The following is a 25179-nucleotide window of genomic DNA, read 5'->3' on the forward strand; positions in this document are numbered from 1 at the left end:
CTGTAAGGCATTTCATTCAACACGATATAATAAAAAATATAAATATAGAGCATTTCCTCAAGGACTGGAATGCTCTATATTTTTGTCTAAACTAAAATAAATATATTTACCTGTTGGGGATCCTTTTTCAAACTATAATTCTAGGTAGAGAAAAAAGAGTAATCGCGATATGATAAGGATAGCTCAAACTTTATTATTTTTAGTATAAAGTTTGTTATTCGTACAGATCAACGCGTTGTCAGATGTTAAGGGGGAAATAGTTTGGATATTTATCAGGAATTTTCAGCCCGACATTTTGGGGCTTATTTAGATTCGGAAGAGTTTTTGGATTATATGTTGCGTCAGTGGTTGCTTAAAGGACGGCATTTGGATGTTTGTCATGTCATCGACCATCCTTCGTTTACAAAAGTGATGAATGCATGTAGGAATGATGAACGGTACGCATTACTCGTAGAACTGTCAGACTTGTATGAGAGTGAAATTACACTAGCGAGTCAATACAATGAAACATTACTAGCGTTGGCTTATGGTGAAGATTTCGATCCGTTTGAGCTGAATCAGGATACTAGGGCCAAAGGGGATTGGCGATATCATCTTTGGTTCTATTTCTTTAATAACGAAGGACATGTGGCGGAATCCTGGCAACTATTCAATACAAAAATTTATCCGCTATGTGCCACGTTAAATAACGCGCGTGCCGATCATATGCAGACGCTAGCTAGGTACTTTAATGAACTAAGTGTACTAATGGATAAAACGCGCGATCCGGATATTTTAGAGAGCGTGACGAAAAAGACCATCATGAATCTGTATGATTTGTTTTTACAAGTGGCTCATAACGATACAATGATCGACTTTGCAACGAAGCGAAGTTTTTGTGAACGCTTGATTCATATGATGAAATATAAAGAGATGCACAGGGTTGGTCTGGAATTCTATATCACATTCAATGATCTATTCGATTTGAATGATATTCCCACTGTCATTAGCTTGGTGAATCTATCTAAGTCTGCATATGATTATCATGCAGTGCATGTTCTGCATGGTGATATTCAAGCAATTCAATATCGCATCGAGAAATATAAAGGGGATATCGTTTCGCAATTAACGAAAATTTCCGAGTACATATTACGAATGAAGAATGTTATCGAAGAGCAACATGGTGGAAAGATTCATGAAGACTCCTTTATACAAGCTGATTTCAACTTTTTCTTTTATGAATGTGGAATTGAAGAAATGTGTACAGCTAATTTCTCTGAGTTGCCGTTTGAAGATCAAGATAGTATAGTGAGAAATTTATTGAACGCAATGATTTGCTTTTATAAAGCGGATAAAACATTAACATCAGAAGAAGGCAAGGTAAAAGAACCAGCATTGAACTTATTGATTGGCTGGGAATTGGGTAATGAAGGTATGAAGTTGAGAAACCGTGTTCTCTCTTTGGTACCTGATGTGGGAATTGAATACCGCGAAATCATGACTTCAGATGCATTGATCCAATTAGATGAATGTCTGACAGAGTTCTACTTGCATGACCTATCTCCAAAAGTAGAAGCAATCATACAAAAATCTGAGCAATATGATCTAGAACCAATCGATCCTAAACAGGCGTTGACGCTGCTGGAAGAGACCTTTACATCACTTCATCACCATAGTGCACTAATTTTCGGTGAGGAAGAAAAAGAACGCTTTGAAAAGTCGGCCAAACAATTACCTCGCTTGTTGAAATCTAATGAAGTGAAACGACTCTTAACGATTGCTGAAGTGAAATGGCATGAATTAGAAAATGCCAATAAGCCAGAAAGTCAACAGTCCAGTCAAAAAGCCGCTTTTCTTATAGCGGATTATGTAAAGGCAGTGGAGGAGTACCTCAGTCATATCTTAGTTAGTAAAAGAGTAACCAAACAGACGATGCCTTTAATAGATGTGGCGATGCCTGAATCAGGACTAACTTCTGTCGAAATTGGCAGTGAAGAGTACTATCACTACGCCACTCTTGGTAGTTTCTATCATTATCTTAGCGCAAATGGTACTAGTCTACTGAAAAGAAATGTAGATAAAGTACAGGTTGTAGAGTACCTGACACATTGGGTAAATAGTATTCGCACATCTTCGTTTGATCAAAAGGATGAGTTGGAAATCGAAACAGCACAAGTCTTACGAAGAGAAACCATTGTCTTACTAAGACGCTTGGTTGCTGACTTAGCAGATTAATCCTCAAGCTGTAAACAAACGACGAAACTTAAATCGGGTCGGTAGTTAAAGTGCGAAAGGTCTACAATGAAAGACCACACAAAACCTCATTGGTTTTGTGTGGTCTTTTTATTGTACTTCTAAATAGGCATTTCGGATCGTCAAATATTGACCATTCGTTATATTGATAGACGTTTCACCTTCTACTACGTCACTTACGAGAAGATCCATCATATCTTGCCGGCTATTTTTGCTGATTTCATAAAATCCTATATCGCTTTGATCATCTACCAATAATGTATAGGAACCAGCTGGTAGATCTGTACCCACTTTGTATTGGCCATCCTTATATATTCCATTAGTGGGTTTTATACTAGGTGCGGAAGCTACAGGATACATTTCTCCACCTTTTAATGTAAAGTTTTCTCCTTCGCGTAATGTGACATACGTGTGGGAATGTCCATCCAGTGCAACGTTAAATACAATACTGTCAGGATTTCCTGATTGATCTTTTGTATTTTCCAGAAGCGTAAGACCATTTGAGAAAACTAAATATTCTCCCGGTTCGATGTCAGTTCCCACCAGATATGTACCACCATTTATGGAAGCCGAAGTTGACGGAGCAGTTTGTTTTTCTGGTTTAGCTGGCTTGGGTACGGTTGTTGACGGCTGTGTCGAAGATGCATCTGAAACGGTGTTGGGTGGTTCTGTAGCCGGTTTCGTTGATGGTTCTTTTATTGCTTTTTCCGGTTCTCTTACATCTTTTTCGGTTTCATTCATTTTAGGCTGTTCTTTCTCGGGGTGTTCTGTGAGTGTTGTTTTAGTAGGTGGTTCCGTTGTTGTATCCTGTATCAAAGTTTCTGATGATGCTGGCTTGTCTGTTGTAGTTTCGGGTGTTTCTTTGTTGCTCGCAATGGCAATAATTAGCGCTATCAGCAATACGGCTGCACTAACCACGGACCACCGCAATTGTTTTTTGTTCATATAGTATGTAACCTCACTTTTTTCATTATATCTATATGATACATGATAGTACTTTACAGAATCTACCTATTAGCTTTCTTGTTATATAGGAAATTTGATTGTTTATCAGTTGAGCTATACATAATAAAGTGTACAGTTGCTATTGTTTAGTTTTATTTTCTTTAAGTAGTATATTACTTTGCAAATGACTATTCACGTGCTAAACTACAAGTACAACTCAATAGACTTTGACTTTATGTCAAAGGGGAGTAGCTATAGGGAAACCTATTTCACAATCGTCAGTACATGGTTTACTACCATCGGTTGTGATAGCAAAATTTTGCTTAGCGAGACCTTTGCCTTTTATTAGGCAATGGTCTTTTTTTGTTGGGAAAAATTAGAGGAGGAAAATGAATGGAAGCAATTTTATTGGAGTATGCATGGGTTTTGTTAGTATTGATCGCGTTGGAAGGATTATTAGCTGCAGATAACGCAGTAGTCATGGCAGTTATGGTTAAACACTTGCCGAAAATGCAACAAAAGAAAGCGTTGTTCTATGGATTAATCGGGGCATTTGTATTCCGGTTTGCCGCGCTGTTCATGATCACATTGTTAGTTAATGTATGGCAGATCCAAGCACTTGGGGCGGCGTACTTATTGTTTATCGCAATCAAACATATTTACGATCAGAAAAAAGGAAAAGAGCATTCCATCGAACCGGAAGCAACTAAGGGTTCTGGTTTTTGGATGACTGTATTGAAAGTAGAATTAGCGGATATTGCTTTTGCGGTGGATTCAATGCTCGCTGCAGTGGCATTGGCCATCACATTGCCTCCATTAGGAGATATAGTGATAGGTGGAATTAACGGAGGCCAGTTTAGCGTCATGCTGGCGGGTGGATTAGTCGGGCTCGTTATTATGCGATTCGCTGCTCATAAGTTCGTCCAGTTGCTAGCTAATTATCCGCAATTAGAGACAACGGCTTTCGTTATTGTCGGATGGGTAGGAGTCAAGTTGACCGTCCTAACGTTAGCACATGAAAAATTAGGATTCTTACCATTAGATTTTCCACATTCAACTGAATGGAAACTGATTTTCTGGGGAGTTTTAGTGGCGATAGTAGTGATAGGTGCCTTAATAAGTATTAAGGAAAAACGAGCTCTGAAAGTATAATGTCTAGTTCTGACAATAAATAAGCGATTTCGCGAATTAGATAGGAATCTCCCATTAAAATTGATGGGAGATTTTTTTATGTGATATTCTTTATTAGACAGTTTATATATTAATTAATATGAAAATATTAATAGTATGTACAGAAAAGTGTAGACAGTCTAATTGAAAGGGGGTTCCTCTTACTATTGATGACATTCAAATTCCAAGAACATTTACCCTCCGTACCAATTCCTGAGCTTGAAGATACGAAAAGGAAACTGCTGGAGGCGATTGAACCATTAATTAGTAAAGAAGAATTCGAAGAGACAAAGAAAGTTGTTCAACAGTTTTTTGAAGAAAGCGGAGAAGCGCAACTACTTCAAGAAAAGCTTCAGATGTGGCAAGAAGATATCGCAGGCAGTTGGCTAAAATCATTTTGGGATAATGTCTATCTGACATCCCGCAATTCGTTACATACAGGCAGTAATTTTAATGTTTTACTCGACAATCAGCAATATCCACTACGGACAATTGCAGAGTTAGCTGGTAAAGTGAGTCGATCTGTAGCGGAGTTTTATCATACGATCATTGATGAAAAAGCCGCCCCTGAAATGTCGGGGGGAATGCCGCTCGACATGAGTCAGTTTCCTAACTTCTTCCGATCGGTTCGAATTCCTAAAATTCACCGGGATGGTCATTACGTCGCTGAATACTCGAAAGTGGAAAATCATATTAGTTTGTTGACTAATGGTAATATCTACTCCATTCCTGTCACCAATCAACGAGGTATAATGTATTCCAGTGAGGCATTGTCGAGTGTAATTGAATCGATTCTTTCATTAAGGGAGCCAGCGGGAAAAAACGTAGGGATTTTCACTACTACAAATAGAAATAAAGCAGCGGATATTTATCAACAACTTTCAGTAACTACAGTCAATGCCGAAAATCTACAAAGCATAGCGGATTCCCTAGTCGTCCTATCCATAGATAAAGAAAGTACAAATTCCGATGAAGCAATACAAAATTTATTACTGGGCGGCAAAAATAAATACTTTGATAAGACATTGCAAATCGTCATTACTAAAACGGGCGAGGTTGGATATAGTGTGGAACATACGGGAGTGGATGGAACTACGAGTTTCGCCGTAATACAATATGTACAAGACCAGCTCACTTCAACGGATACAGAAAATATTGAAACGAAAGAGCAGGCTGAAGCAAAAAAGTTGGATTGGATTTTATCGGCTGAATTACTGGAAGAACTCAACGTATTGGAAACAGAAAATGAAAAAACCGTTCAAAATTATTTTATTCATGTACAAAATTTTGATGCGTTTGGTACCGATGAAATAAAACAACTTGGATTCAGTCCGGATTCATTTTTCCATATGGCGCTGCAAGTTGCTCAATATAAAACATTTGAAACAATGCGTAGCACATATGAAGCGGTGTCAATGCGTTTATTCAAAGAAGGAAGAACGGAATGCATACGTCCATCAAGCACAGAAAATCTGGCATTGGCTAAAGCGATAGTAGAGGATCCACTAGAACCCGCGATAGTATATCGATTAATGCAACATGCAAGTACTGCACATTCCGCACGTTTAAAAGAAGCACGAAAAGGGTTTGGTGTGGAAAGACATCTATTTGGATTACAAGAAATATTTTCACAGTTTGAAGATGAGCTTGAGATAGAAAAATCACCTGCACTATTTTTTGATCCTGGCTATTTAAAAATGCGTCATGATTTTATTTCTACTAGTAATATGACACATCCCGAAGTCAAAAGTTGTATGTTTGGGCCAGTAGTAGAAGATGGCTATGGAATTTTTTATGTCCTACTGAAGAATCGATTGATAATAAACTATTCTAGTTTTAGCCGGAATGAACAGGATGCTAAGCTTCTTGTAAGAAATCTTGATGAGGCGCTGAAAGAACTGAGAGATATCGTATTAGCTGTCAAGTAAGACATGTATAATGGAGAGTGAAATAATGAAAGCTGTAGAATTATATTTAGCGAATTACTTCAATGGAATTGAACTGGCACCCGCTTTATTTTATGAAACTAATAAAGCTATACGCTTTGAAATTTCAGAGTCTATTGCACATGATGAACCGGATTTTTTAAAACAAGCATTTTACCGCTCCATTACTCTATTCGAGGCGGTATTTGGAGACGAGGATGACATCATACTAGTCACTGATGTTCATACAAACAATGATTTCCTACGTGCAAAACCGTTACATGTCTATTCCAAATATGTAAAACGAAAAGATTTGTTATATAAATTGCGGTTTTCGACGGTTCCTAATCTCTATGGCGATGAGGAAGAACTTGTAACGCATCGCTTTTCGCTTTCTTGTCAGAAGCGGGATGTTCGGTATAAGCAATTGCTGAAAGCGATTTGTTATGAAGATTTCGCCGATCCGACAACGATTTTAAAACATAATCCTGAAAGTGGGTATGATATATTCTTTATTAATCAATCGAAGAATATCATTTATCACCTATATGATGATCGCGGGTGTGATATCATAGCGTCTGACAAGGAATCCATTCGATTTCTCTATGAACAATATACTGACTGGATTCTTGATTATGATAAGCAGGAAGTGGATGAAGACTTTTCGTTGAATAATTACAGCTAAACTCGATTCCTCGAAAGATAGATTTTTCGCTTTTAGTATAAGAAAAGAAATCAGCAATCTGGTTTGATTAATGGTATACTTGCAAAGTATAATTTACAAGCGAGTAGGTGAAAGACGTGATAGAGATAAAACTTTCTCCAATTGGCGAAGGGGAGTTCAATAGAGGCGTATTCGCAATATGCGATATTAAAAAAGGACAGCTGTTACACGAGGCACCAGTTATTCCCTATCCAAATGAGCAACATCAACATATTGAAAAAACCGTTCTAGCTGACTATGCTTTCGAATATGGAGAAAACCATTCGGCTGTCCTACTTGGCTACGGAATGTTATTTAATCATTCCTATGAACCAAATGCGACCTATGATATTAATTTTGATCATCATACATTTGATTTCTCTGCCTATAAAGATATTAAAGCTGGAGAAGAGATTTTGATCAATTATAATGGTGATGTGGATGATGATGAGCAATTGTGGTTTAATGACGATTATAATGGCACAGCTAACGATTAATCATAAGCATGAGAACACTTTGAATCAGTATATGGATTAAAGTGATTCTCATTCCTATCATGTCCTAGTAGCTCAGCTGGATAGAGCAACGCCCTCCTAAGGCGTAGGTCGGGGGTTCGAATCCCTTCTAGGACGTCATCAAGTCAGTTGAGAAGAAGGTTAGGATTTTAAAAAGCGCTACACATGTTGTACAAACAACATGTGTAGCGCTTTTTGTTGTTGGAGAAGGCATTATAAAAGTTTAGGACATGAAACCATACGTGAGCCCTGAAGTTAATCCGAGCAATAATAGGTAAGGTGTTATCTTCTGTCCTTTCTGGGCCTTGCGAGTGAGAACGATATTTTTTTGAAATCTTTACAATTGGAATTTAATAAAGTGAAAAAGAGTATAAAGTACTACCCGTAGTAATGTAGATAATACAAAACTAGTAGAGTAGTTTTCAGACAAAGTAGTTTTCATTAAGGATTTTGATGAGGTAGGAAGTTTTACTGTTATTGAAAAACGCCATAACATCAGTCATCTACCTAACAGTTTATTTGAAATAGTTTTTCTTTAAGTCTCTTTAATTTTAAAGCGCTTAACTTATGTATAGGGAGCAGTTGAAAGTGATGATAAGTACTCTTTTGTACCTATTTTTATTGGAGAAGTTTATTATATAATGTTTGAATATTTTTAATATTGTTGACATGCAAAAGTGAATGTCTATAATGTAAAACACAGTTGCCGTTTGAAAACTGTTATACGAATTGGATATTTCATCGACTTCGGTAAAATGGTGATTAAAAGGAGAATAGGAAGGGGATGTAGGATTTTGCGATATGAATCTCTCTATAAATGATAGCGCTGTCAATTGGCGAAAACTTTATTGAGGTATTGGTATTTGAATGTAGTGATCTACACTAGTAGAAACACAAGCTGTTTGAATGAATTTGTAGCATACTAATTGATAGGGTGGTTATGTAATGAAGCGTTCAATGAAATTATTTATGCATATGACACTTATTTTAGTTCTGATTTTCTTATCTGCCTGCTCAAAAAAGGATGTAGTATTAAGTGAAAAAGTGCAAAGTGTTTCCAAAGCTGTTGAAGTCCATCGCGATGAATTTGGAGTTCCACATATTTATGCAGACTCGATGGAAGAATTATACAAAGCTTATGGTTATGTGATGGCACAAGATCGACTATTTCAGCTAGAGATGTTTAAACGGGCAAATGAAGGTACAGCTGCGGAGGTATTTGGGGAAGAGTATCTAGCGCATGATGAAAAGATACGACGTGATGGACACACTGATGAGGCGATTCAAAAAATGATCGATACAATGGATCCTTTTGCGAAGGAAATCATTGAAAATTTTTCAAGTGGGATTGATCGCTATGTCGAAGAAGCCCTTGAGGATCCCGAAAGTAAATTATCAAAGGAATTTTCTGAGTATGATTTGAAGCCTGAAAATTGGACCAGTGTAGATGTTCTTCGCTTGTACATGGCTTCTATGACGGCCTTCATGGATCAAGAGCAGGAGCTTGAAAATGCTACTATTTATGCCGAATTGTTAGATGAATACGATGAAGAAAAGGCGCAAGCAATTTTTAATGATATGGTTTGGATAAACGATCCCGACGCACCAACAAGTTCGGACAGCGATGCTTCGATTGGTGGAGGAACGCCATTTGCAAATGTTAAAACGCTAGAGCAAGTCGCGTTAGCGGGCGAGACTGTCTCGTCGATGCGAGAAGATTTTATTGAGAAAAGGCAAGAGCTGGGGGTCCCATTAAAAGTAGGTAGTAATGCCGCGATTATTGGCGCTTCAAAATCTACATCTGGTAATCCAATTATGTTTGGTGGACCGCAAGTAGGTTTTACAGCACCTGGCTTTATTTATGAAGTCGGACTTCACGGGCCAGATCTTGATATTCAAGGTTCATCATTTATTGGCTATCCCTTCATTATGTTTGGTGCGACGAATGACTTTGCCTTTACAGCAACTGCTGGCTATGGTGATGTGTCTGATATTTTTGAGGAAGAGGTAAATCCCAATAATCCGAATGAGTATAAGTTCAATGGAGAATGGGTGGAATTTGAAAAAAGAACGGAAAGTATTGATGTGAAAAAAGATAATGGAAAGATCGAAACTGTTACTCGGGAATTTCACGAGAGTGTTCATGGTCCCGTTGTATTTAAAGATGATGACAATCATATTGCTTACAGTAAAAAATGGGCGTTTCGAGGAACTGAAGCAGACAGTTGGGCAGCTTATGTAAAGATGAACTATGCAACGAATCAAGAAGAATTTGCGAAAGCTGCAAGAGAGTATACCATGTCATTGAATTGGTTTTATGCTGATAAAAACGATGAAATCGCTTACTATCATGTCGGTCAAATACCTGAGCGGGATGAGCGAGTAGATTGGCGTTTCCCAACACCAGGAACAGGTGAATATGAATGGAAAGGTTTTCTGGACACAGTGGATAATCCACACGAGATCAATCCTGAACGTGGTTTTGTAGCGAATTGGAATAACAAACCTGCGCCAAACTGGAATACGAATGAACAAAACTATATGTGGGGAACAGATCACCGGAATCATCAGTTTATCGATAGAATAAGTGCGCGAAATAAGTTATCGATTGAAGATGTAAATGAAGTCAACTATGAAACGAGCTTTGTCAATTTAAAGACACGTTGGTTCAAGCCATTTTTGCTAAATGCTCTTTCAACGAAGGTAGATAGCCACCGTAAATATGAGACAGCTATCTCCATTCTAGAAGATTGGAATAATTTAAATGAAGATAAAAACAATGATGGCTACTATGATTCACCTGGCGCAACCATTATGAAGGCTTGGTGGGATCAGTTCTTTGTTAATGTTACAGAAGAAGACATTGGTAAATTTTACGAAGAGATGAGACCGTTCGTAGATCATCGATCAGGTGGTTCAGGCTTATTGTCCCGCCTCGTTCAAGGAGATAAAGCAGCATTACAAGTAGAAAATGATTGGTTAAAGGGACGTAACCTTGAAGAAATTGCACGTGAAAGTTTCGATCAAGTTGTAGTGGATCTGGAAAAAGAATATGGCGCATCAATGAAGGAGTGGATCATGCCGATTGAGACGATGACATTCGGCGCTGAATCCCTTATAGGAGTGCCGCATGGACTAGGAGATCAGCAACCCATTATTTTAATGAATCGCGGAAGTGAAAATCACTTTGTTGAAATGACAGAGAATGGCCCTGTAGGCATGAATGTTACACCACCTGGCCAGATCGGTTTCATTAGACAAGACGGTGAGTATTCTCAACATTATAAGGATCAGATTGAAATGTTTAAAAACTTTGAGTATAAACAAATGCTTTTTGAAAAAGAGGATGTACTAGATAATTCCGTTGAGACATTTGAGATTGAATTTCAAGAAGAGTCATAAGGTGAGTGAAGTATTTGCTATGAAAGAACTGTAAGGAGGACTGAGAAGAAAAAGTGTTTTTTTCTTCTCAGTTTTTTAATATGAAGCGGGTGTGGATCAGTTTTAAGTATGATGTGAATAGTCCATACTCTTTCTAATTAAGGTTTCGCATAATAGAATATGTACAAATTGGAGATTCACGACTAACAATAGGTGGTACATTTGATTTGGAAGTTGCAACAGAAGCACAGCGGCAATTGCAAAGTAGAAAGACGATGGGGAAATTAGTATTGACAATGTAAAAATAAGCTGTTCCGGTCGGTTGAATGACTGGAACAGCTTATATTTCTGTGAGACTATATCGTTCTAGTATTGTTGATTTTGACTATCTTCAGGATCTGTTGCATATTCTCCATATTGTTCACTTTCGTCGTTTACTGATTCATCCTCTACTGATAAAAACTCGCGTAATGCTTGTTTGTTTTGTTCTAGGTTAATCTCGAGAACAGCACCAACTTCTGTGCGCAAGTCCCCAAATGATCCTTCTACCGGAATACGCAGTGATTCCATTTCGTTATCCTTTCCACCAGTCAACATACCTTTAGCAATTGTAAAGATCGTTTTACTGTCGATGTTCGTATCAATGTATGGATCAATAACGCCCATTAATTTCGGTATATTGACGAGTGTCTGTAAACTCATCGCTTCGTCTTTTAGTTTCCCTAACGCTTCTTGTTGACGTTGCACGCGACCGTAATCACTGTGGATGTCGTGGCGGAATCGTACGTAACCGAGTAATTGATCCCCGTTCAATTTTTGTTGTCCGGGATAGAGAGTTAAACCTAGGCCGTGTGACATCTCATATGGAATATCGACTTCAATACCGTCAGGAGCGATGACATCGACGATTTTTGAGAAACCTTCGAAATTAACAATCGCATAATATTGTACATCAACATCGAAATTTTGCTTGATCGTTTGTCGTACTAATTCAGGTCCTCCAAGTGCATAAGCGGCATTGATCTTTTCCATACCGTGACCCGGAATATCGACGTATATATCACGCATCAACGAGATTAATTTCACTTTGTTTGTTGTTTGATCGTAGTGACCGATCATCAAAGCGTCTGAACGAGTGTCATCTTCGTCGCCTCTCGCATCATCACCGATCAACAATACGTTAATTTCTCCAAATTGTGATTCGCCACCTTCAAAGTCGTCAAAAGCGGAATCGCTAGTAGAAAAAGTATTACTACTGTCGCTAAGTTCTGTATGTATTTCATTTGTTTTGCCGCCACTCGCAAACGATAAGCCGTTTGAATATTGTGCAGTGACGTATCCGCCACCCGCTAACAGTAGCAAAGTGAATACCATGAATATTAACCGTTTATATTTTCTCTTAAGTTTTTTCTTACGACGCTTTCCAGTCTCTCTGTTTTCCATTAATGTCACACCTACTCATTTGATTATGAATTTTTTGTTAGTACGCTTGAAGCAATTTGGACCGCGATCGCATCATCTAGATACCCGACCGCAAAAATGTAGTCCGGGATGACATCTACAGGAATGATAAAGTATAATAATGCGCTGCCGATAATGGCTAGATCACGTTTTGCAACATCTTGCATTTTAAACCGTGTAAATAATTCTTTCATTTGATCGACGAATGGACCTACTCCGCCAGCCAGTTTTAACTTGTTATCGAAGTCATGTAGAATTCTTTCTCTTCCTTCAGTGCTTTGAACATATGCTTCGTAACTTGCAAGTTTATGTTCGACTTTTTCAATAGAGATATCCGCAGATAGAAGTTCTGATGTTTCGACCAGTTGTTGAATCGTTTCATCGTATGTAGAATGAATCACATGTTTATGATCAACCGGATAGCCTGCCGCGTGAAGTAACTTGGCTAATGGAATTTCTAAAATTATTGCGAATTTCTCTAGATGATCCAGTGTTGCTTTGCGCTTTTCATTAATGATTCTGGAGATGGTTGAAGTGTCAATATCTGTAAGCTCGCTTAGTTTGCGCATGGACAATGAACGATCTTCTAAAACATCACGCAACAACTGCCCGACAGACAGACCAAGACTACTTTCTGACATGACACTACCCCCCCAATTCTACTACACCGGTAAAAATATGTACTTCTCTCAAAATAATAAATGTTTGTTGGCAAATTGTCAACGGTTATAAGCAAGGATCTTTTTTTGTCGAAAAACGTCTGCCGCTAATTATAGTAAAGCTTGACCGAATCACAATCCATAGGCTTTATCGTATGGTTATTTTCACGTTCTGATCAGTATGGCCCTCAGTGCGGTTGGCCAAGTATCATGCAGCCAATCGTTCCGGAAGTAATGACGGAACATATAGAAAAAAGTTTCAATAGGATCCGAACTGAAGTGAGAAGTTTTGCAGGTTATAGGCATTTGGAATATATTCTAAGATGGACCAAAAGATCACAGGGGATTACGGTACTGTATTAACAGTGCATCGATTGAATTTGCACCGCTTAAAAGAAATGGTAGCTAAAGTCTATCTGACAATTTACGTAAAATAATAAACGACGAATACAATAGAAGGAAAGGCGAGCGGCAGTGGCTTTCTTTTCTTTTTAACATGATGAATATAGCAAATCGTGGACTAACACGACAAGCTGTATGTAGAAGCCGTGCTATTGCTGAATGGAATAACTTGCATGAATCATTGAAGACATGGAAAAAGGATTGATAGGGTTGCCTAAACAGCATATAGTACGACAAGGCGGTAATAAGTATTCATAATATCGGTATGCGTGTTAAACTCAATTACGGTGAGAATACGAAGCCCTAGTAAACTCTGCTTTAACATTGGGATGACTGTAACAATTTGTCTCGGTAATTCAACGAAATGAATTTCATTCGTCAGGAAAAGAACTGATTTTCTGGGCTGTATTCGCATATAACTAATGGAAAAGAGGGGAAGGGATTCAATGCAAGAAATGATAGAGAAATGTAGAATGGAAGTTAAAGGTATTTATAATAAATTTGATGCGAGTCATGATCTTGATCATATTGATCGTGTAATGAAAAATGCAGAGAAAATTTTAGCGACAGAACCCAGTGCTGATGAACTAGTCGTCCGTTTAGCAGTTCTGTTGCATGATGTAGAAGATGCAAAATATGAAGAGATGCATGAAGTCACTACGATAGAGTTGCTTGAAAAAATAGGTGCGTCACCACTGATTGCAGACAATGTGATGTCCGCGATTGAAAGTGTTTCATTCAGTGGTGGCAATGCAAAAGATATTACATCCATTGAAGGCGCAATTGTCAGAGATGCTGACCGTTTGGATGCCATAGGCGCGGTCGGCATTGCGCGGGCATTTGCATTTGGCGGGGCACGCGGCAGGAAACTGTACGATCAACAAGAAGAAGCTCGAATGGATATGTCTGAGTCAGAATACCGTATAAAGGAAACGGCTACCGTTACACATTTTCACGAGAAGTTATTATTACTTAGCGAATTGATGGTCACAAAGGAAGGTACGCGTTTGGCAAAAGAACGACATGAATTCATGGTAAGTTTTTTACAGCAACTACGGAAAGAAGTCGATTGAAAAATAGATTGCTAATTCTGAACTCGCTAGGATAGAATGAGGTAACTAATAATAATTTATCTGATAGAGAAAAAGGTGACGTCTTGGACAGAAATAATCGATTATTCATCATTACACTCGTTGTCATCGCCTTGTTTACATTAGGTGGATTCGCAGTACAAAAAGGATTCATCACATTTTAATACTGAAACGAATATTCAGAGCTCATCGGTCATAATGGATCGGGAGCTTTTTTGTTTGGATTGGACGAATTGTTTTACATTTTCACTCATAAGACCCCCTAGGCCAGTTACTTTACGTTTGGGATTAAGTATTTTTACACGTTCAAGTGCGTGAGTAAACAAAAATGGGTATAAATTGGTTCGAGTGCTGCATAGAAATGATAATACTGTAAAAGGGAGAGTGTTCTATATGTTTAAAGAACAGGAAACACGAATGATAACTGTATTTGGTGAAGGGGCAGTGAAAGTCTTACCTAGTACGGTTCATATTGTATTATCTGTAGTGTCAAGAGGAACCGAACTCGGAGAAATCCAGCAAGAAAACGCTAGACGCATGAATCAAGTAATCCAGTCGCTACAAAAAGCGGGTATTGCAGAAACATCCATTCAAACGATTGATTTTCAAATTCGTCCAGTCTATGAATACGTGAATGGAGAACAGCGCTTTCAAGGGTATGAAGTGATTAATTCCATCCGCATTACAAGTAACGAACTTTCACGAACAGGTGAACTGGTTGATCTTGCGGTCAAAAATGGTGCGAATCAAATTGGATCGATCGAATTCACGATGCCCGATCAAGAAGAACAATATCAGCAAGCGCTGGTGCTAGCCTTGCAAGATGCAGAGACTAAAATGATTACGATTGGAACTTCGTTGAAATTACAGAACCGGCCAATTCCATTAAAGGTTGAAGAGCAGCAAACATCTCAACCAGTAGCGTTCCGCGCGATGGCTATGGCAGATACCGCTAGAACACCCATCGAGTCGGGTACGATTACGATCAGCGCAAGCCTGCAAGTGAAATATCAAATAGTCTGACAATGGTCTAGTAAGTTAATGGGCAGTCTGCTACTATGATGAAAAGGCTTTTGAAAGAGGCGGTCCGTATGGATGTACATTTCATCATTAATGAACAAGCTGGAGATGGTAAAGGGGCCAAGTTGTGGGCAAACTTGCGACAGAATACCAGCTATCCATTTCATCTGACCGAGCGACGTAATCATGCGGAAGAACTTGCATGGCGACTTGCTAAACAAACCACTGTGTCATTATTGATCATCGTAATAGGCGGGGATGGGACAATCCATGAAGTGCTAAATGGTGTTGCAGGTTATCCTCATGTAACAGTCGGGGTCATGAAAGCGGGGTCCGGTAATGATTTCGCAAGGACGTTTCCAGCATTTAATAGTTTGCAGGAAGTGGAATCTTATATCGCAATCGAACCGGCTAATAGAAAAACTGTAGACTTTGGCTCCGTGAAATTGAGCGCCTCACATCAACGTTATTTTGCAAGCAACTGTGGTTTCGGCTTAGATGCAGATATTTCATTGGCAGTTGGACAATCTACTATTAAAAAGACGTTAAATAAATGGAAGCTTGGCAGCATAGTGTATGCACTGACCGTAGCGCGTAGTTTATTAGCCTTCAAACCATTTAACGCGAAAATTCAAATTGACTCAGACACACGCATTTTTGAGAATGTCTGGATGATCACCGTCAGCAATCAAAAATACTACGGTGGCGGCATGATAATTTCTCCTCATTCTATTTATGATGATGGAGAGTTTGAGCTGACAGTCATCCACTCTATTTCTGTGCTCAAATTTCTTGCAGTATTTTTAACGGTATTCAATGGAAGTCATACGAAGTTAAAGGGAGTTTCGACGTATAAGAATGACAAATTCATCATGGAGACAGATCGGGAAGTAGGTTGCCATACCGATGGGGAATATATTGGGACAACTACAGATCAGTCTGTCATTTGCGAAGTCGATCAGCGTAAGTGGTTTGTAGCGGATAAATCGATAGTGTAATCGCGTCATGGTGTCAAGGTGGAATCGGTTTGGAATGCTGTGCTATAGTGAAAGTAACAAAGCGGGCAGGTGATTACGGTGCAAAAAAAGCACAGAAAAGTCATTAGAAAAGGGAATGTGGTCGTCTTTCCTGGAACACTCGAACGTCTTCATCGTGAAGGTAGACAAGCATTGGAACGTGACCTTCATGAAGAAGCGGCACGAAATTTCGAATCTGTATTAGAAATTGATCCAGAAGATTACACAGTTTTTGATGGTTTGGCTATTTCTTTATATGAAATGAAAGAATATGAACGAGCAAAAGAATTCGCACTTCTTGCTATGCAAAACCAAGCTGGCGATTACATAGAATTACTTGAGCTTTATCTTTCGATTTCAATCCAATTACAGCAATACGATGAGGTAGAGTTGACGATACAAGGTCTGTTAGAGAAAGAAATCATTCCAGAATATAGCTTGCAGAAATTTCAATACCTGCGAGAATTGAATAGTCGATTATCTAATCGTTATGAAGAACCTTCTATTGAGGAGCCTTCTATTACAAGCGAGCAATTTCACCAAATGGGACCGATGGAGCAACAGGAATTCTTACTTTCATTGCAACATCAGAAATTACAACCGTATATTCCAGTGTTAGTAGATGTAATTGAAACAGAGGAAGCGTTACCTGTTGTGAAGACCTATGCGTTGATGTTATTGCAACAAATAGGCTATCAAGAGTCACTAGCTGTACGGAAATACCACTTTGAAACAAAAGCTAATCCATCGAGACTAGTTTCACCCGAAGAAGATCAATTTGTTCAGGAAGTGCAGTTTCTCGCAAAAGCGCAATTTGAAAAAGATCCCACGGCTAGTGAACTGGTTGTCAATCTGATCCTTAAGTACAGTGTCTTACTGTTTCCATTCCACTGGGGGCCCTACACAGCGGAAGAGGTAGCCAGCGCGTATGTTGCGTATACAAAGCAGTTATTATACGGTAAGCAGACGGAGGATTCTTCATTGCTATCGTTCATACGTTCGGTGGATGAAGAAATGGAGCGTTGACAGTGATTAATTCTTGAAAGATGAATAGACTATGTTATACTAAAATGGTTGTCAACTGCTTACCTGTCCTCAGCAGTGTTGTCGCTTCTTACAGGCGGAACAAATTGAGCCGATTCAGGTAAAGCCTTCAAAGAGTGTCGAAGATTTTTTAGGATGTACAGAAAAAATTCAGATACAATCATGCGAAGGTATAATTGATTAAAATAAAAATAAAAGTATTGCAAATGATTTGGAGGTCATACATATGACAGTTAAATGGGAAAAATTAGAGGGTAGCGAAGGGAAACTTACGTTTGAAGTTTCCGTAGATCGTTTCAACGAAGCATTAGATGAAGCGTTCAAAAAAGTAGTAAAGAAAGTACAGGCACCTGGATTCCGTAAAGGGAAAATGCCACGCAAAATGTTCAATAAAATGTACGGTGAAGAATCACTTTACAACGATGCTATCGATATCGTACTACCTGGAGCATATTCTGCTGCAGTAGACGAAGCGGACGTAGATCCAATCGCAGCTCCTGAAATCGACATTGAAAAGCTAGAAAAAGGCGAGCCTGTTGTTTTCACTGCAATTGTAGCGCTTAAGCCAGAAGTAAAGCTTGGAGAATATAAAGGTCTTGAAGTAACTCGTCAAGCAGTTGAAGTAACAGACGAGGAGGTAGACGCACAGCTTCAACAACGTACTGAAGCACTAGCAGAAATGGTAGTCAAAGAAGATGGCGTTGTGGAAGACGGCGATACAGCTACAATCGATTTCGAAGGATTCGCTGATGGTGAAGCTTTTGAAGGTGGACAGTCAGAAAACTACGAACTTGTAGTAGGTTCTGGTTCATTTATTCCAGGATTTGAAGAGCAAGTAGTAGGCATGAAAACAGAAGAAGAAAAAGAAATTGAAATCACTTTCCCTGAAGAATACCATGCTGCTGAATTAGCTGGAAAGCCTGCTACATTCAAAGTGAAAGTGAACGAAATCAAGTCTAAAGAAGTTCCTGAACTTGATGATGAGTTGGCAAAAGAAATCGACGAGAGTGTATCTTCTGTTGAAGAGTTACGCACGAAGTTGAAAGAAGAAGCTGAAGAACTGAAAAAGAATGATTCTGAAACAGCTCTTCGTGACGATTTAGTAGAACAAGCTGCAAGCAACGCTGAAATGGACATTCCACAAGCGATGATCGATTCAGAAACGGATCGTATGATGCAGGACTTCGAACAACGTCTACAAATGCAAGGCATGAACTTGGATCTTTACTTCCAGTTCTCTGGTCAAGACGAGCAAACACTTCGTGATCAGATGAAAGACGACGCACTAAGCCGCGTACGCGTTTCATTGACACTTGAAGCAATCGGTGCTGCTGAAAAAGTAGAAGTGCCAGAAGAAGAAGTACAAGCTGAACTTGAAAAAATGTCTGAGCAATTCGGTATGGACGTTGAGCAAATCAAGACTACTCTTGGTGGCACATCTGTATTGGAGAACGACCTTCGTTTCAATAAAACAGTACAACTACTTGTTGACAACGCAAAAATCATCGACTAATCTTTCTATATGAATGCAACAAGGTACGGGTTGTCCGTACCTTGTTTTTCTTAAATAAAAGAACTCATGTATAGTCTTCCGGAAACTCCACAAGCTAGAACACAAATAACCATACATATCTGGCTGGTTGTAATCGGTCATTAAGTTCTAAATAGTTGATTAAGTCATGGTAATCTTGTAGTATATTGACTTGAATAGGGGTGAGCATAATGTTCAAATTTAATGATGAAAACGATAACCTTAGCTGTTCTTTTTGTGGGAAATCTCAAGAGCAAGTCCGCAAATTGGTAGCAGGTCAAGGTGTTTATATTTGTGATGAATGCGTTGAACTTTGTGCGGAAATCGTGGAAGAGGAAGTAGGTCTTGAAGAAGGCTTCGAGCTAAAAGATGTTCCGAAACCAAGAGAAATCCAAGGTATCCTCGATGACTATATCATCGGGCAAGATCGCGCAAAGAAATCACTCGCTGTAGCAGTATACAATCATTACAAACGGGTAAATTCAAGCAGTAAAATTGATGATGTCGAGCTAGCTAAATCCAACATCGTCTTAATCGGCCCAACGGGTAGCGGTAAAACATTACTGGCACAAACGTTGGCTCGTATTTTGGATGTGCCATTTGCGATTGCAGATGCGACTTCATTAACTGAAGCAGGCTACGTTGGGGAAGACGTAGAGAATATTCTCTTGAAATTAATTCAGGCAGCAGACTTCGATATCGATAAAGCTGAAAAAGGTATTATCTACATTGATGAAATCGACAAGGTAGCTCGTAAATCTGAGAACGCGTCGATTACTCGTGACGTATCGGGTGAAGGTGTGCAACAAGCCTTGCTGAAGATTCTTGAAGGAACGGTTGCGAGCGTTCCACCACAAGGCGGCCGTAAGCATCCTCATCAAGAGTTCTTGCAAATCGACACAACGAATATCTTATTCGTTGTAGGTGGAGCATTTGATGGAATTGAAGATATCGTTAAACGCCGTATCGGACGTAAAGTCATCGGCTTTGGTTCTGAATCCAAGCAAGAAATCAATGAAGAAGATAGCCTATTGGCTAAATTGATTCCTGAGGATCTTCAATCATACGGCTTGATTCCAGAATTTATTGGTCGTTTGCCGGTAATCGCAACGCTTGATACATTAGATGCAGATACATTGTATCAAATTCTAACAGAGCCCAAAAATGCGATCGTCAAACAATACCAGAAGATGGTCGAACTTGATGATGTAGACCTTCAATTTGAAGATGATGCATTGATCGAAATCGCAAAAGAAGCGATTGCTCGTAAAACGGGTGCACGTGGACTTCGTTCCATTATTGAAAATATCATGTTGGATGTCATGTACGATCTACCTTCACTTGAAGAAGTGAAGAAATGTATCATTACGAAGGACTCTGTTCTTGGTAAGTCTACTCCGATCTTGCACCGAGAAGACGGATCTGTATACGAATCAGATAACGAAAAAAATACCGCATAACGCCGAAAAGGCAAAAGGGCCGGCTCCACCGATGCGTATCTTATACGTTCGGCAGTCGGCCTTTTCTTACATAGGATTTTATTTACGCATTATACATACATATACATAACTTATTTGGAGGTGGCTATTCATGCCGACGATTCAAAAACAGAACATCCCATTATTGCCACTTCGCGGAGTGATTGTTTATCCGACGATGCTATTACATATTGATGTAGGCCGTGAACGCTCGGTTTTCGCTATTGAACATTCATTAGCAGGTGATAGTCAAATTTTCCTTGCAACTCAGAAAGATCTGGGCTTGGAAAACCCTGAAATAGATGATTTATATGAAATAGGTACACTGGCGACTATCAAATCAATGACTCAATTACCAAATGGTACGTATCGTGTATTAATCGAAGGCATACATAGAGCAGCGTGGAGCAGTTACCAAGAAGCTGACCTGTATCCAGTTGTCAATGTCACATGTTATAAAGAAAGCGAAGAAAAAGACGCGGAAGCAGAAGCGCTAATGCGTTCACTTGTTGCACAGTTCAAACGATATGCGAAGAACAGCAAGAGGATTTCAGACGAAACACTGGAGACGGTTGAAAGCATTCAAGAACCTGGTAGGTTAGCAGATATGATCGCATCCAACTTGCCGTTAAAATTAACAGCAAAACAAGAAGTGCTTGAAATACTGGACGTGCCTGAACGTTTGGAATGGCTAATCAGTCGAATGTATAATGAACAGGAAATCATGGAGCTAGAACAAAAAATTAATGAACGCGTGAAAGATGCAATGGAACGCACGCAAAAAGAGTTTTATTTACGCGAACAATTAAAGGCGATTCAAACAGAGCTAGGCGATAAAGATGGTAAAGGTCTTGAAGTCTCCGAGCTAAAAAAGAAAATTGAAGAAGCGAATATGCCGCAATCTGTTAGAGAGACAGCAGAGCGTGAGTTGGAACGTTATGAAAAGATTCCTTCCGTTTCAGCTGAAAGTGGCATTATTCGTAATTATATTGAGTGGCTCATTATGCTGCCATGGACTCATGCGACAGAAGATCAATTGAATTTGTCTCGGTCAGAAGAAATTTTGAATCGTGATCATGAAGGGTTGGAAAACGTTAAAGAGCGAATTCTAGAGTATCTCGCAGTGCGTCAGATGACAAATTCTCTGCGTGGTCCGATTCTCTGCTTAGATGGTCCACCTGGAGTGGGTAAAACTTCATTGGCCCGTTCTATTGCAGAGTCACTAGGACGTGAATTTGTCCGCCTATCTTTAGGTGGTGTCCGTGATGAATCTGAAATCCGTGGTCATCGTCGAACGTATGTAGGCGCGATGCCTGGGCGTATTATCCAAAGTATGAAAAAGGCCGGCACTGTCAACCCAGTCTTCTTACTCGATGAAATCGATAAAATGTCTAATGATTTTCGAGGAGATCCATCGTCTGCTATGCTGGAAGTACTGGATCCTGAACAAAACAGTACTTTTAGTGATCATTATATAGAAGAGCCGTATGACCTTTCGAGTGTTTTATTCATTGCGACTTCAAATGATCTGGGGGCTATTCCCGGTCCATTGCGTGACCGTATGGAAATCATTTCGATTCCCGGTTATACAGAACAGGAAAAACAATCGATTGCGATCAATCATTTGATTCCGAAACAGATGAAAGAACACGGCCTCAAGAAGTCACAACTTCGTTTCCAGGAAGAAGCAGTTCTCGAAGTCGTACGTTACTATACACGTGAAGCTGGTGTCCGTTCACTTGAGCGAGAAATTGCCAGCATTTGTCGTAAAGCCGCGCGTCAAATTCTAGCAGGTGATAAAAAAAGTCTAACAGTGAGTCCGAAATCTTTAGAAGCCTTACTTGGCAAAAAGCGTTTCCGTTTTGGACAGGCAGAAACAGTCAATCAAGTAGGTATGGCAACTGGGCTAGCCTATACATCTGTGGGTGGAGATACATTGCAAATTGAAGTTTCATTATCTCCAGGTAAAGGTAAGTTACTACTGACAGGGAAACTTGGGGATGTTATGAAGGAATCCGCACAAACCGCTTTGTCCTATGTGCGTTCCAAAGCCATGACATTTCAAATAGATCCTGATTTCCATGAAAAATGGGATATTCATATTCACGTTCCTGAAGGCGCCACGCCAAAAGATGGACCTTCCGCGGGTATAACGATCGTAACGGCACTAGTATCCGCATTGACGGAACGCCCGATTCGCCGTGAAGTCGGTATGACAGGGGAAGTGACACTGCGTGGACGTGTATTACCAATTGGTGGACTAAAACAAAAAACGCTGAGTGCGCATCGTGCAGGATTGCGAACAATTATCATCCCGTCAGATAATGAACGTGATCTAGATGATATTCCAGATAGTGTAAGAAAAGAATTAACATTTAAACTCGTGTCGGATGCTCATGAAGTACTCGATATCGCTTTGGAGGAAAAGAAATGAAAGTCCATAACGTAGAAATGATTATGAGTGCGGTTCGTCCTGAACAATATCCAACAGAAGGTTATCCTGAATTTGCGTTGGCCGGCCGCTCGAATGTAGGGAAATCTTCCTTTATTAATAAAATGATTGGGCGTAAAAGTTTGGCGCGTACATCTTCAAAGCCAGGAAAGACTCAAACGCTCAATTTCTATAAGATTGAGGAAAAATTATTTTTTGTTGACGTACCGGGGTACGGTTACGCCAAAGTGTCGAAAACTGAAAAAGAAAAATGGGGCGGTATGATCGAACAGTACATTACATCACGAGAAGAATTGCGTGCGGTAGTGCAAATTGTTGATTTACGTCACCCACCGACAAAAGATGACTGCATGATGCATGATTTCCTCTCTCATTACAATATCCCGACGATTGTCATAGCGACAAAAGCAGATAAAATACCTAAAGGTAAATGGGAGAAGCATAAGAAAATCGTTCGTACGACATTTAACATGGAGATACACGAGCCGCTCATCCTGTTTTCCTCTGAAAAGGGTATTGGGATGGATGAAGCATGGCATGAAATTGAAAGTCGCATGTAAGTAACGATCTAATTTTATCGAATTGTTACATTATGGCTTCAAACGATGTTCACAATTGGATTCCGACTAAAGCGCTATGTATGTTATAATGAGTATAAGAAAATGATTCCGAAAGGTGTGAGCACCTAATGTATACAGTCGTTGTCGGTGTTAACCACCGAACCGCCCCTGTCGAAATTAGAGAGAAGCTATCATTCGTCGAGGCTGATTTGCCACAAGCGATGCAAACATTGCAACAGCAAAAGAGCATCTTGGAAAACATCATTATTTCTACTTGTAACCGCACAGAAATCTATGCGGTGGTAGATCAGATTCATACAGGACGATATTATATAAAAAGATTCCTAGCCGATTGGTTTTCTATTCCCATGGAGGACTTTTCGAGTCACTTGATCATTCATGAAGAAGATGGTGCAGTGGAACATTTATTACGTGTAACTGCAGGCATTGATTCCATGGTACTTGGGGAAACGCAAATATTAGGACAAGTTCGTAGTAGTTTTTTCGCTGCGCAAAATATTGGTACAACTGGTACGGTATTCAACGAATTGTTCAAGCAAGCGATTACGACAGCAAAAAGAGCACATACCGATACAGCAATTGGTGAAAATGCTGTGTCAGTTTCCTATGCAGCAGTAGAACTCGGAAGAAAGATTTTCGGTTCACTCAAGGATAAGCATATTGCGATTCTTGGTGCAGGTACGATGGGTGAATTAGCAGTTAAGAACTTGCAAGGAAGCGGTGTTGGGAAGATTACTGTAATCAACCGAACATTCTCCAAGGCAGAAATTCTAGCGGCGAAATTTAATGGTGAAGCGAAATCTATGCAAGAGTTGCAATGCTTATTACTAGAAGCAGATATTTTAATCAGCTCTACTGGTGCTACTGAATATGTCATTGATTATGAATTGATGGATTTTGTAGAGAAACTACGTAAAGGCAAGCCGTTATTCATGGTGGATATCGCTGTGCCCCGTGATCTTGATCCGAAAATCGGTGAACTAAGCAATGTATTCTTGTATGATATCGATGATCTACAAGGCATTGTCGAAGCAAATTTGGCTGAACGTAAGCGTGCAGCTGAAGAGATCGGTCTGATGATCGAACAGGAAGTAGTTGCCTTTAAGGATTGGTTAACAACGCTTGGTGTCGTGCCAATGATTTCTGCATTACGCAAGAAAGCAAGTCGTATTCAGAGCGAAACGATGCAGAGTATTGAAAATAAAATGCCCGATTTAACCGAACGTGAAAAGAAAGTGCTGAACAAGCATACAAAATCCATTATTAATCAATTGTTAAAAGAACCTATTTTACAGGCTAAAGAATTATCTACTGATAAAAAAGCAGCAGAGAAACTCGCTCTTTTCGAACAAATCTTTGGAATTTCTGAAGATGTCGTAACAGAAAAGGAACAGCTGGCATTACAAGCAAAAGAACGTCTTCAAAAGCGCGCTGATCAAAAATCAGATGGTGTGGATGTGACGAACTTACATTATCAACACTAATCCCAGGTGGTTCTGTATCTGTCTTTCACAAGAATGATACAGGCCCACTTTTTTATTGCAGTTAAATAGGCAATACATGCATAAATATT

Annotated in this window: 20 protein-coding genes and 1 tRNA gene; 18 read left to right on the plus strand and 3 right to left on the minus strand. The window is 39.4% G+C overall.

The annotated features are described in order from the left end of the window. The first annotated feature begins 261 nt into the window (after positions 1–261). Entirely contained in the window at positions 262–2214 is a 1953-nt protein-coding gene (locus tag CSV77_RS06975) for a hypothetical protein (RefSeq protein ID WP_099672855.1), read from the plus strand. Between the two features lie 108 nt (positions 2215–2322). Here the strand turns inward: CSV77_RS06975 and CSV77_RS06980 are convergent, their stop codons facing one another. Beyond that, positions 2323–3177: a hypothetical protein gene (locus CSV77_RS06980; protein WP_099672856.1), complete on the minus strand. Its 855-nt coding sequence runs from the start codon at positions 3175–3177 to the stop codon at positions 2323–2325. 393 nt (positions 3178–3570) lie between these two features. Between CSV77_RS06980 and CSV77_RS06985 the strand changes: the two genes are divergently transcribed. The 7 genes from CSV77_RS06985 to CSV77_RS17255 all read left to right on the plus strand — a co-directional run bounded on the left by CSV77_RS06985 (position 3571) and on the right by CSV77_RS17255 (position 11173). Further along, positions 3571–4329: a TerC family protein gene (locus CSV77_RS06985; RefSeq protein ID WP_099672857.1), complete on the plus strand. Its 759-nt coding sequence runs from the start codon at positions 3571–3573 to the stop codon at positions 4327–4329. 188 nt (positions 4330–4517) lie between these two features. After that, positions 4518–6275 carry a choline/carnitine O-acyltransferase gene (locus CSV77_RS06990; protein WP_099672858.1) on the plus strand — a complete coding sequence of 586 codons (1758 nt, stop codon included), beginning with the start codon at positions 4518–4520 and terminating at the stop codon, positions 6273–6275. Between the two features lie 25 nt (positions 6276–6300). Continuing rightward, positions 6301–6957: a DUF3885 domain-containing protein gene (locus CSV77_RS06995; protein WP_233212189.1), complete on the plus strand. Its 657-nt coding sequence runs from the start codon at positions 6301–6303 to the stop codon at positions 6955–6957. Positions 6958–7073: 116 nt separating this feature from the next. Beyond that, the gene (locus CSV77_RS07000; RefSeq protein ID WP_099672860.1) at positions 7074–7472 is read left to right on the plus strand and encodes an SET domain-containing protein; all 399 of its coding nucleotides are present in this window, start codon (positions 7074–7076) and stop codon (positions 7470–7472) included. A gap of 61 nt (positions 7473–7533) precedes the next feature. Next, a tRNA-Arg gene (locus CSV77_RS07005) sits at positions 7534–7607 on the plus strand. A gap of 828 nt (positions 7608–8435) precedes the next feature. Next, on the plus strand, positions 8436–10892 hold the full coding sequence (locus tag CSV77_RS07010; protein WP_099672861.1) for a penicillin acylase family protein: 2457 nt from the start codon (positions 8436–8438) through the stop codon (positions 10890–10892). Between the two features lie 152 nt (positions 10893–11044). Further along, on the plus strand, positions 11045–11173 hold the full coding sequence (locus tag CSV77_RS17255; RefSeq protein WP_255407070.1) for a zinc-binding dehydrogenase: 129 nt from the start codon (positions 11045–11047) through the stop codon (positions 11171–11173). A 64-nt stretch (positions 11174–11237) separates the two neighbouring features. Here CSV77_RS17255 and CSV77_RS07015 read toward each other — a convergent pair whose 3' ends face one another. Together CSV77_RS07015 and CSV77_RS07020 are read right to left on the minus strand one after the other, a co-directional pair. Further along, positions 11238–12314, minus strand: coding sequence for an LCP family protein (locus tag CSV77_RS07015; RefSeq protein ID WP_099672862.1), 1077 nt, complete (start codon positions 12312–12314; stop codon positions 11238–11240). A 23-nt stretch (positions 12315–12337) separates the two neighbouring features. Next, positions 12338–12973, minus strand: coding sequence for a DUF1232 domain-containing protein (locus CSV77_RS07020; protein WP_099672863.1), 636 nt, complete (start codon positions 12971–12973; stop codon positions 12338–12340). A 141-nt stretch (positions 12974–13114) separates the two neighbouring features. Here CSV77_RS07020 and CSV77_RS17350 point away from each other — a divergent pair, with 141 nt between their 5' ends. The 10 genes from CSV77_RS17350 to hemA all read left to right on the plus strand — a co-directional run bounded on the left by CSV77_RS17350 (position 13115) and on the right by hemA (position 25090). After that, positions 13115–13354: a peptide-methionine (R)-S-oxide reductase gene (locus CSV77_RS17350; RefSeq protein WP_199203716.1), complete on the plus strand. Its 240-nt coding sequence runs from the start codon at positions 13115–13117 to the stop codon at positions 13352–13354. Between the two features lie 485 nt (positions 13355–13839). Beyond that, positions 13840–14466, plus strand: a complete 627-nt coding sequence (locus tag CSV77_RS07030) for an HD domain-containing protein (protein ID WP_099672864.1) — start codon at positions 13840–13842, stop codon at positions 14464–14466. 411 nt (positions 14467–14877) lie between these two features. Beyond that, the gene (locus CSV77_RS07035) at positions 14878–15507 is read left to right on the plus strand and encodes an SIMPL domain-containing protein (RefSeq protein WP_099672865.1); all 630 of its coding nucleotides are present in this window, start codon (positions 14878–14880) and stop codon (positions 15505–15507) included. A gap of 68 nt (positions 15508–15575) precedes the next feature. After that, complete coding sequence (locus CSV77_RS07040; RefSeq protein ID WP_158232035.1) at positions 15576–16502, plus strand: diacylglycerol/lipid kinase family protein; 927 nt, start codon at positions 15576–15578, stop codon at positions 16500–16502. Between the two features lie 78 nt (positions 16503–16580). Continuing rightward, positions 16581–17546: a tetratricopeptide repeat protein gene (locus tag CSV77_RS07045; RefSeq protein ID WP_099672867.1), complete on the plus strand. Its 966-nt coding sequence runs from the start codon at positions 16581–16583 to the stop codon at positions 17544–17546. Between the two features lie 244 nt (positions 17547–17790). Beyond that, positions 17791–19077, plus strand: coding sequence for a trigger factor (tig, locus tag CSV77_RS07050; protein ID WP_099672868.1), 1287 nt, complete (start codon positions 17791–17793; stop codon positions 19075–19077). Between the two features lie 209 nt (positions 19078–19286). Then, positions 19287–20555 (plus strand): ATP-dependent protease ATP-binding subunit ClpX, encoded by a 1269-nt coding sequence (gene clpX / locus CSV77_RS07055; RefSeq protein WP_099629780.1) that lies wholly within the window; start codon positions 19287–19289, stop codon positions 20553–20555. A gap of 130 nt (positions 20556–20685) precedes the next feature. Continuing rightward, complete coding sequence (gene lon, locus CSV77_RS07060) at positions 20686–23007, plus strand: endopeptidase La (protein WP_099672869.1); 2322 nt, start codon at positions 20686–20688, stop codon at positions 23005–23007. Then, entirely contained in the window at positions 23004–23585 is a 582-nt protein-coding gene (gene yihA / locus CSV77_RS07065; protein WP_099629782.1) for a ribosome biogenesis GTP-binding protein YihA/YsxC, read from the plus strand. Before lon ends, yihA begins: the two co-directional genes overlap by 4 nt. Before the next feature lie 128 nt (positions 23586–23713). After that, positions 23714–25090: a glutamyl-tRNA reductase gene (hemA, locus tag CSV77_RS07070; protein WP_099672870.1), complete on the plus strand. Its 1377-nt coding sequence runs from the start codon at positions 23714–23716 to the stop codon at positions 25088–25090. Positions 25091–25179 lie beyond the last annotated feature (89 nt).

Origin of the sequence: Sporosarcina sp. P16b, assembly GCF_002743065.1 — a bacterium.
In the GTDB taxonomy this organism is placed as follows: domain Bacteria; phylum Bacillota; class Bacilli; order Bacillales_A; family Planococcaceae; genus Sporosarcina.